We start from the raw sequence: 14,319 nt of genomic DNA, 5'->3' as shown, positions 1-14,319 counted from the left end.
CATCGCGTGGAACATCTTCACCCAGCAGGACGGCGTGTTCACCGGGCTGCGGCGGGCGGGGCCTGGCGCGCGGCGGCTGCGGCTCGTCCGCGCGGGGATCGCGACGGTGCGGCGGGTGATCCATTCCGGCCTCGGCTCTCTCTTCTTCCTCGTCCGTCGCGGGGACCGTCTGGTCCGTGCCGTACCAGGCCATTCCCGCGCCCGCCGCCATTGCGACGATCTTCAGCATTCCCGGGAGATAAACGATCCCGGCGATGTTCACCAGCCCGGCGCCCGCGACGATGCCCACGGGGGGCAGCAGCTCGGCGTGCGCGCCGGGGGCCTGGCCCTTGCGCGAGGCCGCGACGGCGACTCCCGCCAGCAGCCCGGTCACCACCACGAAGTGCGCGCCCATCAGCAGCGCCTTCGGCAGAGCCTCGTAGAAGGCGTAGGGGTCGGGGACGCCCTCGCCGAACTTGTTCTTGATCGGGTCGAAGGCCAGGACCACGACGGCGATCAGCCCGTAGGAGATCGCGGCCAGCCGGGCGGCGAACCGGGCCTGGACCGGCCGCGCGAGGAGTTCGACCATTCCCACGCCGAGCAGGATCGGGGCCAGCAGCGCCCCGGTGGCCTGGGCCGTCCGGAAGGTCACGGAGCCGAACCCGCCGAGCATCCCGACGCCCGTCGCCGCCAGCGACAGGGCCATCATCCCGACGGCCGCGGCCCAGACGAACAGGTGCCGCCTGCGCTCGCGGAGGGCAGCCTGAACCAGCAACCCGGCGCCCACCAGAGCAGCCAGGGTCGCCACGAGAGCCACCATGCCTTCCACCATCGCGCCCCCATGGTGCCCGATGAACCGGAGTGGGCTGTACCGGCAAAGCAATTTCTCTGGGTTTTTCCAACTACGAGCCCATTGCCCTATCTACTCGCGCGTATCTAGGGTGAGTTTCCGTGCCTTAGGTCACAAACCCCTCCCTCTGGAGACCTCATGCGCTCCCCAGCCGAAGCCGCGTTCGCGGATCGAACGCTGGTGGTCGAGCGCGCCCGGGCGGGCTGCCGGGAGGCCTTCGGGGAGCTGTACGCGGAGTACTGCGCCGCGGTTCACCGCTACGTCCTGTCCAGGACGGGCTCCCCCGCACTCGCCGAGGACCTGACGAGCGAGACCTTCCTGCGGGCCCTGCGCCGCATCGAGAGCTTCACCTGGACCGGCCGCGACTTCGGGGCCTGGCTGCTGACGATCGCCCGGAACCTGGTCGCCGACCACTACCGGTCCGGCCGGTACCGGTTCGAGACCGTCACCGAGGCGCCGCCCGAGGGCTCGGTCGAGGGTCCCGAACGCGACGTCCTGGACGCCTTCGGCCGCGCGATGCTGCTCGCGGCCGTGGTGGATCTCGGTGAGGAGCAGCGTCAGTGCGTGGAACTGCGCTTCTTCGCGGAGCGGACCGTCGCGGAGACGGCGACGATCATGGACAGGAAGAGCGGCGCGGTGAAGGCCCTCCAGCACAGGGCCGTCCGTTCACTGGCCCGACGGCTGCCCGCCGACCCCCGTTCCGCCGCATGAGACCACGGAGGTCCACCCTGGGCGGACGTTTCGGGCCGAGACCGGGTGGTCACCCTGATGTGAGAACGGTCGCGATTCGCCGCGAATCGCGGAGCAGGGCGTCTTCGAAGATTAGGCTCGTGACATGCGTCGATTCTGGCAGCGTCAGGTGGAGGATCCGGTGAGCGCCGGCAAAGCGGCGGCGGAGGCGGCCGAGTCACGGCCCTGGCCCGCCCATGACGCGACGGCCGCGGCCTTCTTCGACGTCGACAACACGATGATGCGCGGCGCGTCGATCTACCACTTCGCCCGCGGGCTGGCCAAGCGCAAGATGTTCACCACGCGGGACCTGGCCATGTTCGCCTGGGGCCAGGCGGCCTTCCGGCTGCGCGGCACCGAGAACGCCGAGCACATCGGCACCGCCCGCGAGGCCGCGCTCCAGTTCGTGGCGGGCAAGAGCGTCGGGGAGCTGGTCCGGCTCTGCGAGGAGATCTACGACGACGTCATGGAGGACCGGATCTGGCAGGGCACCCGCACCCTGGCCCAGACCCACCTCGACGCCGGCCAGCAGGTCTGGCTCGTCACCGCCACCCCTGTCGAGATCGCCAGGGTCATGGCCAGCCGGCTCGGGCTGACCGGGGCCCTCGGCACCGTCGCCGAGACCGTCGACGGGCACTACACCGGCAAGCTGGTCGGCAACCTGCTGCACGGTCCCGCCAAGGCCGAGGCCGTCCGGGCGCTGGCCGCCCGCGAGGACCTGATCCTCGACCGCTGCGCCGCCTACAGCGACTCCTCCAACGACATGCCGATGCTGACGGTCGTCGGGCACCCGCACGCCGTCAACCCCGACGGCGACCTGCGCGACCACGCCCGCGAGAACGCCTGGCCGATCCACGACTTCCGCACCGGCCGCAAGGTCGCCTTCGTCGCCCTCCCGGCCGCCGCCGGCGCCGGCGCCCTGGCCGGAGGCGTCGCCGCGGGCATCGCCCTGCGCCGCCACTACCGCGGGGCGTAGTCCGCCGCCGGGCCGACCGGCGGCGATCACTGCCACGGACGGGTCAGAAGAAGGCGGGGCCGCGGCGGAGCAGCAGGTCGTAGAGCATCTGCTGGATGTTCTCGCGGACGTGGTCGGTCAGGTTGAAGATCGTCATCGGGTCGTCGGCCTGGTCGGCCGAGTACTCCTCGAGTGAGATCGGCTCACCGAACTGGATCATCCACTTGGACGGCAGCGGCACCAGGCCGAGCGCGCCGAACAGCGGCCAGGTCGGGGTCACCGGGAAGTAGGGGAGGCCGAACAGCCGGGCGATCGGCTGGAGGTCGGCGATCTTCGGATAGATCTCCTCGGCGCCGACGATCGCGCAGGGGATGATCGGCACCCCGGCCTGGAGGGCCGTCGAGACGAAGCCGCCGCGGCCGAAGCGCTGGAGCCGGTACCGCTCGGAGAACGGTTTGCCGACGCCCTTGAAGCCCTCGGGGAAGACCCCGACGAGCTCGCCCTTGTCGAGCAGGCGCTGGGCGTCGGAGTTGCAGGCCAGGGTGTGCCCCGACTTGCGGGACAGATGGGCCAGGAACGGCACCTGGTAGACGAGGTCGGCGCCCAGCAGCCGCAGATTGCGGTCGAGGGCGTCGTGCACGCCGACCTGGAGCATCCCCGCGTCGATCGGGATGGTGCCGGAGTGGTTGGCGACCAGCAGCGCGCCGCCCTTCTGCGGGACGTTGTGCAGCCCGTGCAGCTCGACCCGGAACCAGTGCTGGTAGAGCAGCCGCGCCACCGGCATGACGACCGAGGCCGTGAAGTCGGGGTCGAACCCGAACTCGTCGATCTCGTACTCGCCGGACAGGCGGCGGCGCAGGAACGCCAGCGAGGAGGCCAGGGCCTTCTCGACGGGGTTGCGCTCGGGTTCGGGGGCGCGCGGGGCGTTCAGCGGGATGACCGGGGCGACCCGGTCGAGATCGTCGCTCTCGGCGTTCATCATGAGAGGCCTCCGGTGAGGCGGTCGAAGATGTTCAGCGGAAGGCCGCTGCCCAGCCCGTGCGCCTGGAGGAACTCGACGTAGGCCGCCTCTGTACCGTACTTGGGCCGCCAGGAGAGCTCGGCGACCAGGTGGGAGGTGTCGATGACCCGGCCGTAGGTCAGCCAGCGCTGGAGCTCGGCGGAGAAGGCGGGAAGCCCGCCCATGCGCTTGCCGGTGTCGCCGACCATCGCGAAGGCGGGAGAGGGCAGCGGCATCGGGGCACGTCCGGCCCTGCGGATGCACTGGGACAGCAGCAGGACGCCGTCGCCCGCGACGTTGAACACGCCCGGATGCTCCTCGACGGTCATCCGGCGCAGGACCTCGACCCCGTCGTCGGAGTGCAGGAACTGCAGCCGCGGGTCGAAGCCGAGCACGGTCGGCACCACGGGCATCCGCAGGTACCGGGTGACGGGCGAGTCGACGTCGGGGCCGAGGAAGTTGGCGAAGCGCAGGACCGAGACCGTGAGGTCGGAGCGGCGGCGCTTGAGTCCCCGCACGTACCCCTCGACCTCGACGGCGTCCTTGGCGTAGCCGGAGGTCGGGGGCTCGTGGGGTTCGTCGTCTTCACCGAAGACGGCGGGGTCCATCGCTGAAGAGCCGTAGACGGCGGCCGAGGAGCGGACCACCAGCTTCCGCATGTGCGGAGAGCGCTGGCAGGCCCCCAGCAGCTGCATCGTCCCGATGACGTTGATCTCTTTCATCGGGACGCGGCCGCCCGCCGCGGCGGTCACGAGGTTCAGATGCACCACGGTGTCCACCTCGGCAGAGGCGATCACCTTGGCGATGCTCGGGGTGCGGATGTCCACCCGCACGAACTCCGTGCGTCCGAGGGAGGTCGTTGGCGCGACGGTGTCGACGCCGATGACCCGCTCGATCCCCGGATCCGCCTGCAGGGTGTTCGCGACCCGTGCACCCAGGAACCTGGAGACACCGGTGACCAGCACCACACGGGCCGCACTCGTGGAGGCGCGCAGAGAAGTCACTGTGCGGCCCACCCCTCACGGCTCTAGAGCAACGGTGTCACTTCTTGTTACGACGCTGAACGCGCGTCTTCTTGAGCAGCTTGCGGTGCTTCTTCTTGGCCATACGCTTGCGGCGCTTCTTGATGACGGAGCCCACGAAACCTCACTAATAACTTGCGCCGGTCAACGCGGGGATGACCGTCATGGGGCGTGCAGGAAACCGGGCCGATATCGCAGCCCAGCGCCCAAGACTACCGCCGTCCGCAACGTGAGGAGTACCGGCGGCCTCCCGGCCGCCGGTGTCGATCTCGTATACCTGCCGTCCTTAAGCGCTGGAACCCTCGTGCGGGAGGCGGGTTCCGGCGCCGGCTACCCGGCCTCGATGTAGGCCTCTCGGAGGTAGTCGTGCACGGCCTGTTCGGGAACGCGGAACGAGCGGCCCACCCGGATGGCCGGCAGCTCGCCCGAGTGCACCAGGCGGTAGACGGTCATCTTGGACACGCGCATCACCGCAGCCACCTCGGCGACGGTCAGGAACCTCACCTCGCTGAGAGGTCGCTCACCTGAGCCCATGGGACGCCCTCTTTCACACGCGGCGCGCCACCTGCCCTTTGGGTGACTTTGATCACCGGCGTGTACTTCATCCAGCGTAAATCGTGTCACCAGAGTCGCAAGAGGGTTCTTTACGCCAACAGGCCCGCACGGCCCAGCAGGTAGCCCGTCAGGGGCGCGTAGTGCCGCGGGAGCACGTTGTCGTCGAGGGGCACCGCGACGTCGATTTTTCCCACCACATGCCCGGCGAACAGGGCGGGGTCGTTGCAGTCCGCGAATCCCACCGTTGTGATTCCGGCTTCTCCCGCGGCTCCGGCCCAGCCGTGGTCGGCGATGACCAAATCCGGCCAATGCCGGGATTCGCCTGCGAGGTTTGCCAGCATCTCCTCCATCGGAGCGCTGTCGTGGGTGTGGTGCAGCGACCCGCCGCCGGACAGCACCGCGACGTCCTCGAAGTACCTGATCTTCCGCTCGCGGGGACCGTCCGGGGTCGGGACCTCGTACTTCCAGCCCTCGGCCGGGGTCAGGACCATGCACCCCGCGGCCCTCAGAGCGGCCGCCACGGCCACGTGGACCGGGAGCAGGCCCGTGGGGTGGCCCGTCGCCACGATGACCTTGCTCTTCGCCTCAGCGGCGCGGGCCAGGTGCCCGGCCATGGCGTCGAGCCCGTCGAGGGTGAGCTCGACGTCGATGGTGTCGTCGCCGTAGAAGTGGCCGGGGTCGGGGCTGATCCCGACCAGGCGGGCCATCATCTCCAGGCCGGCCTCGAAGCTCCACTCGCCCAGCTTCAGGCCGAACTGGTAGTAGGGGTCGCCCGCGGCCATCTTGCGCAGGTTGCGGAGGTTGCTCTGGCGCGGGGTCGCCACCTCGCCCGCGATGTAGGTCCTGAGCAGGTGTTCCCGCAGCTCGTCCCGGGTGGGTTCGGCGCGGGCCGGTTCTTCGCGGGCCGATGCGGCGCGAGCGGGGTCTAGTCCAGGAGCGGATCCAGGCCGTGCTCCGGGAAGACCGCCCGGCGGGTCGCCAGGACCGCCTGGTCGATCGGGTTGGCCGGATCGAAGCCCTTGCCCCACGTCGTTACCTCCAGTTCGGCGCCGTCTGTCATGACTTTGGGTGCGATCTCGCCGGTACGGTTCCGCGCGAACTCCCGCCACTCCTCCGGACAGGCCGTCGCGGGGTCGAGGGGCGCGTGCGCGGCGACGGCCAGCAGGTGGGTCCAGGCCCTCGGGACGACCTGGACGAGCTCGTAGCCGCCGCCCCCGGTCAGGACCCACTTGCCGCCCGCGGTCTCGTGGGCGAGGTCGTGCAGGGTCCGGTAGACGGCACGCTGGCCGTCGACCGTCAGGGAGAGGTGGGCCAGGGGGTCGTCGCGGTGGCCGTCGCAGCCCTGCTGGGTGATCAGGATCTCCGGCTCGAACGCCCGCAGCAGCGGCGGCACGATCCCGTGGAAGGCCCGCAGCCACTGCTCGTCGGTGGTGCCGGGCGGGAGCGCGACGTTCACCGAGGTGCCGTCGGCGCCTGACTCGTGGGGGTAGCCGGTGCCGGGGAACAGGGTCCTCGGCGACTCGTGCAGGCTGATCGTCAGCACCCGGGGGTCGTCGTAGAAGGCCTCCTGGACGCCGTCGCCGTGGTGGACGTCCACGTCCACGTAGGCGACGCGGGACGCCCCGTGCTCCAGCAGCCAGGCGATCGCGACGGCCGGATCGTTGTAGATGCAGAACCCGGCGGCCGAGGCGGGCATGGCGTGGTGCAGCCCGCCGGAGATGTTCGCGGCGTGCTCGGTCTCGCCCTCCCAGACGGCCCTGGCCGCCGCGACGGTCGCCCCGACCACGAGCGAGGACGCCTCGTGCATCCCCGCGAAGATCGGATTGTCCATCGTGCCGAGCCCGAAGGCCGGTTCGGCACGGAGGGTGTCCCCCGCCCGTTTCACCGCCTCGACATAGGCCCGGTCGTGGACGAGCGAGATCAGCCCGTCGCCCGCCGCCTCGAAGGAGTGGAGCTCGACGTGTTCGAGCACGCCCAGCCGCTCCGCGAGCTTCATCGTGAGCTCCACTCGCACCGGGTTCAACGGGTGCGAGGGCCCGAAGTCGTAGGAAAGCAGCTTGTCATCCCAGTAGACCCGCATGAGATCAAATCTAGCGCGTCACCCTGAGTGACGTGGAGCGTACCAAATTGGGGGTGTTTGTGAGGTGAACCACTCGGGCAATCTGGGCATCTAGGTAACAGAGCGGAAACACGTCGCGGGACCTCCCCCGCGAAGCTCTGGAACCCCCAAGGGGCGGCCATGATCGAGGAACGTGCTTCTTCCGAGGCGGATGTCTCATCTACGACCGCGGCGGCGCTCACGCCGCCGAGACCGTGGGAGCGCGAGGCCTCCTGGCAGAGCGGTCTCGTGGGGACCGCGCTGCGGATGACCCTCCGGCCGATCATGCACCGGGTGCCCGGCAGGCCCCTTCCGATCAGGGCGGCCCGCAAGGCCATCGACCGGGCCGCGACGCTGCTGCCGTCCGACCGCAGGGTCCGGGTGGAGCGCGTCCGCGACCCGCAGCTGACCTCAGGCCAGATCATGAAGGCCGAGTGGATCATCCCCGAGGCTCCGGTCGACGGCGCGGTGCTGTACCTGCACGGCGGCGGCTACGTGATCTGCAGCCCGGCCACCCACCGGCCGATCACGACCCGGATCGCGCTCGACACCCGCCTGCCGGTCCTGGTGCCGCGCTACCGCCTGGCCCCCGAGCACCCCTTCCCCGCGGCCCTCGAGGACGCCCTGGAGGCCTACCGCTGGCTGCTGGCCAAGGGCGTCACGAGGATCATCGTCGCGGGCGACTCGGCCGGCGGGCATCTCGCGGCGTCGCTGGCCGGCGAGATCAGCAGGACCGGGATGCCGGCGCCGCTGGCGGTCGTCCTGTACTCGCCCTGGGTCGACCTGACCTGCGAGCTGTCCACGGCCATCGACCACCTCACCAAGGACCCCTACCTGAGCCCCTACACGGCCCGCCGGGTGGCGCGCCTGGTCGCGGGCCGGGAGAACGATCCGCGGCTGGCCCTGCTGACCTGCGACTGGGGTGCGCTGCCGCCGATCCTCATCCAGGTCGGCGGCGCCGAGGTCCTGCGCCCCGAGTCCGAGGCGCTCGCGGCGCTCCTGACGGGCACGGGCGCCGAGGTGACGCTCCAGGTCTGGCCCGGCCAGATGCACGTCTTCCAGATCCTCAACCGCCTCCTCCCGGACGCCGACGAGGCCATGAAGGAGACCTCGGCCTTCATCACCGGCGCCCTGGCCACCGCCGCCCCCAACCTGACGGTCGTCGCCTAGCGAGGCGCCTCAGGCCCCGACGGTCCCGTCGACGCCCTCGCGGATGAGGTCGGCGTGGCCGTTGTGGCGGGCGTACTCGTGGATGAGGTGGAGCATCACCAGGCGGAGGTTGACGTCCCGATTCCAGCGCGGGTTGTGCACGACGACGTCGAGTGAGGGCGCCTCGCGTTCGATGCGGCGGGCGTGCTCGACCTCGGTGTTCCACGCCGCGAAGGCCTCGGCGCGGGTGGAGCCGGTGGCGTCGTAGGCGGTCTGGTAGTCGTCGGCGTGCGACCAGACGTTGGGGAGGTCCTCGCCGCCGGCGACCTTGCGGAACCAGGTGCGCTCGACCTCGGCCATGTGCCGGACCAGGCCCAGCAGGGAGAGCGTCGAGGGCGGTGAGGCCTGTTCGCGGAGCTGGGCGTCGGTGAGGCCGTCGCACTTCCAGGCGAGCGTCGCCCGGTGGTGGTCGAGGAAGCCGCGGAGCATCGTGCGCTCGTCGGCGATCAGCGGCGGATCGGGGCGCTCGGTGGTCGCGCCGGGATCGAGAGACAAATGGGGCTCCTTCGCCGCGGGTGTCCGTTTCCCGGACGACCCTATGCGGGCACGAGCCGGACGGGCATGTGCCGCACCCCGGTGTGCTTGTTGCTGCGGGTGTACTCCAGCGGCCCCGTGGGCTCCACCGACGCCACCCGGTCCAGCAGCGCCGAGAACACCACGCGCATCTCCAGGCGGGCCAGGGTCGCGCCCAGGCAGAAGTGGCCGCCCCGGCCGAACGCCAGGTGGGGGTTGGGGCGCCGGGTGATGTCGAACAGGTGCGGCCGGGGGAACAGCGCGGCGTCGCGGTTGGCGGAGGCCCACCACAGGGTGACCTTGTCGCCCGCCCGGACGTCCTGCCCGCCGAGGACGGTGTCCCGGGTGGCGGTGCGGCGGTTGTAGGGGGTCGAGGAGGCCCAGCGGAGCATCTCCTCGACGGCGGCGCCGAGGGCCGACCGGTCGTTCCGGAGGGTGTTCCAGCTCGCCGGGTGGTCGATCAGGGCCTGCATGCCGAGGGCGATGGAGTTGCGGGTGGTCTCGCTGCCGGCGGCGACCAGGAGGTTGAACAGCATCTGCTGCTCGAGATCGCTCAGGGGGGCGCCGTCGAGGGTGGCGTGCGCGGCGACCGACAGCAGGTCGTCGCCGGGATCGTCGCGCTTGCGGGCCAGCAGGTCCGAGCCGTAGGCGAACATCTCGGCGGCCGCGGCGCGGCTCCGCTCGGTGGCCTCGCCCAGCTCCCTGCCGTCGTAGTCGAGGGTGGCGTTGGCCCAGCCGAGCAGCCGGTGGCGGTCCTCCTGCGGCACCCCGAGCAGCCGGGCGACGGCCTGGAGCGGCAGTTCGGCGGCCAGGTCGAGCAGGAAGTCGCACTCGCCCTTCGCCAGCGCGTCGTCGATGATCCGGCCGGCCCGCTCCGTCAGCTCGGCCTCCAGCAGCCGGAGCGTCCCGGGGGCGACGCTCGGTGCCAGCAGCCGGCGGAACCTGGCGTGGCGGGGGTCGTCGGTCATGTTGAGCAGGACGCCCACGGCGAATCCGGCGGGCAGGTCCTCGATGATCGTGCCGCCGCCCGCACGGCCTCCGCCGCCCTCGGAGGAGTAGGTCGCGGCGTCGGTGGCGGCCGCCATGACCTCGGTGTAGCGGCTCACGACCCAGAAGCCCTCGCCGTCCGGGGTGTTCGCGGTCGGCTCGTGCCACCAGACCGGCCGCTCCCGCCTGAGCCGGTCGAACACGCCGTGCGGGAACCCGTCCGCGAACCGATCGAGATCCGTGAGATCCACACCGTCCATTCCGCGACTCTCCCAAGCAACCGCTTGTTCGTCAACGCCTCGCGGAGGGTTCGGTCAGTCGGTTCTGAGGGCGATCACCGGGTCGAGCCTTCCGGCGCGGCGGGCGGGGACGACGCCGAAGAAGACGCCGACGCCCGCCGAGACGAAGAAGGCCAGGGCGAGGGACCACCAGGCGAGGACGGCCGGGACCGGGGAGAGCTCGGCGATCGTCAGCGCGGTCCCGACGCCGAGCCCGATGCCGATCAGGCCGCCGATCGACGTCAGGAGGACGGCCTCGACCAGGAACTGGATCAGGATGTCGCGCTGCCGTGCCCCGAGCGCCTTGCGCAGCCCGATCTCCTTGGTCCGTTCCCGGACGCTCACCAGCATGATGTTGGAGACGCCCACGCCGCCGACCAGCAGCGAGATCGCCGCGATGGCCGCCAGCACCCCGGTCAGCGCGCCGAGCACCTTGCCGATGGTGCCGAGGAGCTCGGTCTGGGTGACGGCCGAGAACTTGTCGCCCGGATGCCGGTCCGACAGCGCGGCGACGAGCTGCTTCTGCAGACCGTCCACCGCCTCGGCCGAGGGCGCCCGCACGGCCATGAAGTCGACCCTGCTCGCGTTGAGCAGCCGCTGGGCCGTGGTCAGCGGGATCTGGAGCTCGGCGTCGCGGGACTGGCCGAAGGACTGCCCGACCTGGGCGTAGACCCCGACGACCCGGAACCGGCCGCCCGCGATGGCCACCTGGCGGCCCAGCGGGTCGACGTCGCCGAACAGTTTCGAGGCGGTCTGGGAGCCCAGGACCACGACCCGGCGGCGGGTCTCCACATCGATCTTGGAGAGGTAGCGGCCCTTGGCCAGGGGACGCTTGAAGACGTTCGGGACGTTCTCGTCGGAGCCGACGACCGTCGCGAAGGCCTCCTGGCGTCCCGCCCGGACGGTCTCGCCGGACGTCAGGGAGGAGGTGACCCGGGTGTCGCCCGCGATCCGCCGCATCAGCGCGACGTCGTCCAGGTCCATCCGGCTGACGGTCGGCGCCGCCCCGAAGCCGAGCTCGCCCGGCACCACGAAGATGATGTTCGAGCCGAGGCCCTCGATCTCGCCCTGGACCATGCTCTTGGCCCCGCTGCCGATCGCGACCAGCACGACCACCGCCCACACCCCGATGATCACACCGAGCATCGTGAGCAGGCTGCGCATCCGGTTGACCCGCAGGGCCTCGAAGGCGACGCGGAACAGCTCGGCGGGCCTCACTCGTCACCTTCGGCGGCGGGCTCCGGCCGGGCGGTGGCCTCGTCGCGTTCGATGAGGCCGTCCCGGATGTGGATCTGGCGGCGGGCCCGCACGGCGACCTCGGGCTCGTGCGTCACGAGGATGACCGCGACGCCCTGCTCCCGGTTGAGCTCCTCCAGCAGCCGCATGACCTCGTGGCCCGTCCTCGTGTCGAGGTTGCCGGTCGGCTCGTCGGCCAGCACCACCTTCGGCGCGCCGACCAGCGCCCTGGCGATCGCGACCCGCTGCTGCTCACCGCCCGACATCTGGTTGGGCCGGTGGTCGAGCCGGTGCCCGAGCCCGACGGTCTCCAGCGCCGCGACGGCCCGCCTCCTGCACTCGGCCCGGCCGATCCCCCGGTACATCAGCGGCATGCTCACGTTGTCGACGGCGGTCGTGCGCGCCAGCAGGTGGAAGGACTGGAACACGAACCCGATGTGCTCGTTGCGCAGCTCGGCCAGTTCCCCGTCGTTCAGCTCCGCCACGTCGCGGCCGCCGACCCGCAGCGCCCCCGAGCTCGGCCGGTCCAGAGCGCCGAGCAGGTGCATCAGGGTCGACTTCCCCGACCCCGACGGCCCGAGGATCGCCGCGTACTCACCGTTCTCGATGACCAGGCTGACGCCCTTGAGCGCGGTGACCTCGACGCCCTCCATCTCGTAGGTCCGTGTCACGTCCACGGCCTCCAGGGCGGGCGTCATGTCAGGTCCTGCCCCTGCTTCACCGCGTCGGCGTTGGTGACGACCACGCGGTCGCCGTCCTTCAGGCCCGAGCGCACCTCGACGGAGGTCTCGCCCTCGGCGCCCGTCACGATGGTCCTGCGCTCGGCCTTGCCCCCGGCCACGACCCAGACGGTGCTGTTCTGGCCGCTGGTCACGATCGCCGTGGTCGGGACGGTCAGCACGCCCGTCACCTCGCGGACCTTGATCCGCACGACCGCGCTCATGCCGGGCTTGGGGGTCGGGGCCGCGGAGCCGTCGGCGAAGACGCCCTCCTTGAGGGTGAGCTGGACCTTGTAGGTGACGCCGCCGCCGGTGGCCTGGCCCGGGGTGACGCCGACGCTGTAGACCTCGGCACGGTAGGTCGCGTCGGGGAGGGCGTCGAAGTCGGCGTCGGCCCCGGCTCCCCGCTTGATCTTCAGGATGTCGGACTCGTCGATGTCGGCGGACAGGCGGAGCCGGGAGACGTCGGTGACGGTCACGACGGCGCCGCCGGCCGTCACGGGGGCGCCGACCGCGATCTGGGCGGCCTCGTTCGCCGCGCCCGGCAGGCTGACGCCGTTGCCGACGAGGCTCTGGAGCTGCGGCGGGACCGATCCGGCCGCGCTGCCTCCGGCGGGGCCTCCGAGGGAGACGACGCCGTCGAAGGGGGCGCGCAGGACGAGCGCGTCGACGGTCCGCTGGGCCGACTTCACCGCCGCCCGGGTCTGGACGCGGCTGGCCGCGCCGATCGAGGCCATCGCGCTGGTGATGCTGCCGAGCCCGGCGTTGAGCCTGCCGACGGCGACCGTCGCGGCATCGGCCGCGCTCGTGTACTGGCCCTCGGCCTTGGTGATCTCGGCGAGGACCTTGGCCCTGTCCTTCTTGTCCGGGATCTGGGCGGCGACCTCGCGGGCCTTCTTGAACCCGGCCTTGGCCAGCTTGTCGGACTTGGCGCGGAAGGAGCCGAGCGAGATCCCCGCGGGCACGCCGCCGGTGTTCCGCGCCGCCTGACGGTCGGCGTCCCTGGCCTGTTCGAGCTGCTCCCTGGCGGTCGGCGAGGAGATCGTCGCCACCACCTGGCCGTCCTTGACCGTGTCGCCGTCGCGGAGCCTGAGGGTTTTGATCGTTCCCTCGGCCGGGCTGCGCAGGGTCGCGTTGGCGCGGGCGGAGAGCGTCGCGGGGGCCTCGACGACCTCGGCGACGCTGCCGCGCTGGACCGGGCCGAGCCTGACCTTGCCGCCGCCGCCTCCGCCCGAGCAGCCGCTCAGGAACGCCGAGAACAGCAGGAGGGCGAGCACCGGGGGGTAATACCGCCTCATAGCCACACACGGCATAGTAAGAGGAGCATTACCCCACCGACAGTGACACCTGTCATCTCATGGGGCTGAATCAGCCTCCCGCGAGCTCGCGGCCCCGGTTGCGGGCCGCCTCGATCGCCTCGAGGACGGCCGCGCGGACCCCGTGGCGCTCCAGCTCGCGGATGGCGGCGATGGTCGTCCCCGCCGGGGAGGTGACGGCCTCCCGCAGCAGCACGGGGTGCTCGCCGGAGTCGCGCAGCATGACGGCCGCGCCGACCGCCGACTGGATGACCATGTCGAGGGCGGCGGCGCGCGGCATCCCCAGCAGGATGCCCGCGTCGACCATGGCCTCGACCAGGTAGTAGAAGTAGGCGGGCCCCGAGCCGGACAGCGCGGTCGCGGCGTCCTGGAGCGACTCGGGGATCCGGGAGACCTTGCCGACCGGGGTCAGCAGCTCCTCGGCGAGCTTCAGGTGCTCCTCGCCGGCGTGCGACCCCGCGGAGATGACGCTCATCGCCTCGTCGACCAGGACCGGCGTGTTCGACATGACCCGGACGACCGGCACGTCGGCGGCCAGCCGCTCCTCGATGAAGGCCGACGTGATGCCCGCCGCCATCGAGATCACGAGCGTCGACGGCTTGATGTGCCCGCCGACCTCGGCCAGCAGCTTGGCCATGTCCTGCGGCTTCACGGCGAGCACCAGCACCGAGGCCCGCTCGGCCGCCTCGACGTTCCCCGCGACCTCGACCCCGTACCGGTCGCGCAGCAGCGCGGCCCGCTCCTCACGGCGCGCCGTCACCAGCAGCCCGGACGGCTTGCGCCCCGCCCGCAGCACCCCGGACAGCAGCGCCTCGCCCATCTTTCCGGCACCGAGAATCGCGATCATTCGACACACCTGACCTGCTAGGAGAA

The 14,319-nt window shown here is 71.3% G+C and carries 15 protein-coding genes and 1 pseudogene; 3 read left to right on the top strand and 13 right to left on the bottom strand.

Annotation, left to right across the window (positions count from 1 at the left end):
• Positions 1 to 799: pseudogene (locus tag ABD785_RS39745) on the bottom strand (putative quinol monooxygenase); the annotation flags it as partial.
• A 168-nt stretch (positions 800 to 967) separates the two neighbouring features.
• Between ABD785_RS39745 and ABD785_RS39740 the strand changes: the two are divergent.
• Entirely contained in the window at positions 968 to 1,540 is a 573-nt protein-coding gene (locus ABD785_RS39740; RefSeq protein ID WP_344839645.1) for a sigma-70 family RNA polymerase sigma factor, read from the top strand.
• Positions 1,541 to 1,664: 124 nt separating this feature from the next.
• Positions 1,665 to 2,534, top strand: coding sequence for an HAD family hydrolase (locus ABD785_RS39735; RefSeq protein WP_344839643.1), 870 nt, complete (start codon positions 1,665 to 1,667; stop codon positions 2,532 to 2,534).
• A 43-nt stretch (positions 2,535 to 2,577) separates the two neighbouring features.
• On the opposite strand, the gene ABD785_RS39730 is transcribed toward ABD785_RS39735, so the two are convergent.
• The 6 genes from ABD785_RS39730 to ABD785_RS39705 all read right to left on the bottom strand — a co-directional run bounded on the left by ABD785_RS39730 (position 2,578) and on the right by ABD785_RS39705 (position 7,170).
• Positions 2,578 to 3,495 carry a lysophospholipid acyltransferase family protein gene (locus tag ABD785_RS39730; RefSeq protein ID WP_344839639.1) on the bottom strand — a complete coding sequence of 306 codons (918 nt, stop codon included), beginning with the start codon at positions 3,493 to 3,495 and terminating at the stop codon, positions 2,578 to 2,580.
• Positions 3,492 to 4,517, bottom strand: a complete 1,026-nt coding sequence (locus ABD785_RS39725) for an NAD-dependent epimerase/dehydratase family protein (RefSeq protein ID WP_344839637.1) — start codon at positions 4,515 to 4,517, stop codon at positions 3,492 to 3,494. The genes ABD785_RS39730 and ABD785_RS39725 overlap by 4 nt, the downstream gene beginning before the upstream one ends.
• A 37-nt stretch (positions 4,518 to 4,554) precedes the next feature.
• The gene (locus tag ABD785_RS39720; protein WP_012854759.1) at positions 4,555 to 4,653 is read right to left on the bottom strand and encodes a 30S ribosomal protein bS22; all 99 of its coding nucleotides are present in this window, start codon (positions 4,651 to 4,653) and stop codon (positions 4,555 to 4,557) included.
• A gap of 212 nt (positions 4,654 to 4,865) precedes the next feature.
• Complete coding sequence (locus ABD785_RS39715; RefSeq protein WP_344839635.1) at positions 4,866 to 5,069, bottom strand: helix-turn-helix domain-containing protein; 204 nt, start codon at positions 5,067 to 5,069, stop codon at positions 4,866 to 4,868.
• Between the two features lie 110 nt (positions 5,070 to 5,179).
• Positions 5,180 to 5,941: a phosphatase gene (locus tag ABD785_RS39710; protein ID WP_344839649.1), complete on the bottom strand. Its 762-nt coding sequence runs from the start codon at positions 5,939 to 5,941 to the stop codon at positions 5,180 to 5,182.
• A 74-nt stretch (positions 5,942 to 6,015) separates the two neighbouring features.
• Positions 6,016 to 7,170, bottom strand: coding sequence for an acetoin utilization protein AcuC (locus tag ABD785_RS39705; protein ID WP_344839631.1), 1,155 nt, complete (start codon positions 7,168 to 7,170; stop codon positions 6,016 to 6,018).
• A 159-nt stretch (positions 7,171 to 7,329) separates the two neighbouring features.
• Between ABD785_RS39705 and ABD785_RS39700 the strand changes: the two genes are divergently transcribed.
• Entirely contained in the window at positions 7,330 to 8,358 is a 1,029-nt protein-coding gene (locus ABD785_RS39700) for an alpha/beta hydrolase (protein WP_344839626.1), read from the top strand.
• Between the two features lie 9 nt (positions 8,359 to 8,367).
• On the opposite strand, the gene ABD785_RS39695 is transcribed toward ABD785_RS39700, so the two are convergent.
• From ABD785_RS39695 to proC, 6 genes are all read right to left on the bottom strand, one after another.
• Positions 8,368 to 8,892 carry a DinB family protein gene (locus tag ABD785_RS39695; RefSeq protein ID WP_344839623.1) on the bottom strand — a complete coding sequence of 175 codons (525 nt, stop codon included), beginning with the start codon at positions 8,890 to 8,892 and terminating at the stop codon, positions 8,368 to 8,370.
• A 41-nt stretch (positions 8,893 to 8,933) separates the two neighbouring features.
• A complete protein-coding gene (locus ABD785_RS39690; protein ID WP_344839620.1) occupies positions 8,934 to 10,157 on the bottom strand; it encodes a cytochrome P450 in 1,224 nt (407 codons plus the stop codon).
• 54 nt (positions 10,158 to 10,211) lie between these two features.
• Positions 10,212 to 11,393: an ABC transporter permease gene (locus ABD785_RS39685; RefSeq protein WP_344839617.1), complete on the bottom strand. Its 1,182-nt coding sequence runs from the start codon at positions 11,391 to 11,393 to the stop codon at positions 10,212 to 10,214.
• Positions 11,390 to 12,109 (bottom strand): ABC transporter ATP-binding protein, encoded by a 720-nt coding sequence (locus ABD785_RS39680; RefSeq protein ID WP_344839613.1) that lies wholly within the window; start codon positions 12,107 to 12,109, stop codon positions 11,390 to 11,392. The genes ABD785_RS39685 and ABD785_RS39680 overlap by 4 nt, the downstream gene beginning before the upstream one ends.
• Entirely contained in the window at positions 12,106 to 13,428 is a 1,323-nt protein-coding gene (locus tag ABD785_RS39675; protein WP_344839609.1) for an efflux RND transporter periplasmic adaptor subunit, read from the bottom strand. The genes ABD785_RS39680 and ABD785_RS39675 overlap by 4 nt, the downstream gene beginning before the upstream one ends.
• Positions 13,429 to 13,498: 70 nt before the next feature.
• A complete protein-coding gene (gene proC, locus ABD785_RS39670; protein ID WP_344839604.1) occupies positions 13,499 to 14,293 on the bottom strand; it encodes a pyrroline-5-carboxylate reductase in 795 nt (264 codons plus the stop codon).
• Between the last annotated feature and the right edge of the window lie 26 nt (positions 14,294 to 14,319).

Source organism: Actinocorallia longicatena (assembly GCF_039534125.1).
Classification (GTDB): Bacteria; Actinomycetota; Actinomycetes; order Streptosporangiales; family Streptosporangiaceae; genus Actinocorallia; species Actinocorallia longicatena.
This window is presented reverse-complemented; position numbering and strand designations above follow the sequence as displayed.

Coding starts and splice junctions, on each gene's coding strand:
- ABD785_RS39705 (WP_344839631.1), bottom strand. CDS start 7,170: ATGCGGGTCTACTGGGATGACAAGCTGCTTTCCTACGACTTCGGGCCC.
- ABD785_RS39700 (WP_344839626.1), top strand. CDS start 7,330: ATGATCGAGGAACGTGCTTCTTCCGAGGCGGATGTCTCATCTACGACC.
- ABD785_RS39730 (WP_344839639.1), bottom strand. CDS start 3,495: ATGATGAACGCCGAGAGCGACGATCTCGACCGGGTCGCCCCGGTCATC.
- ABD785_RS39715 (WP_344839635.1), bottom strand. CDS start 5,069: ATGGGCTCAGGTGAGCGACCTCTCAGCGAGGTGAGGTTCCTGACCGTC.
- proC (WP_344839604.1), bottom strand. CDS start 14,293: ATGATCGCGATTCTCGGTGCCGGAAAGATGGGCGAGGCGCTGCTGTCC.
- ABD785_RS39680 (WP_344839613.1), bottom strand. CDS start 12,109: ATGACGCCCGCCCTGGAGGCCGTGGACGTGACACGGACCTACGAGATG.
- ABD785_RS39675 (WP_344839609.1), bottom strand. CDS start 13,428: ATGAGGCGGTATTACCCCCCGGTGCTCGCCCTCCTGCTGTTCTCGGCG.
- ABD785_RS39690 (WP_344839620.1), bottom strand. CDS start 10,157: ATGGACGGTGTGGATCTCACGGATCTCGATCGGTTCGCGGACGGGTTC.
- ABD785_RS39740 (WP_344839645.1), top strand. CDS start 968: ATGCGCTCCCCAGCCGAAGCCGCGTTCGCGGATCGAACGCTGGTGGTC.
- ABD785_RS39735 (WP_344839643.1), top strand. CDS start 1,665: ATGCGTCGATTCTGGCAGCGTCAGGTGGAGGATCCGGTGAGCGCCGGC.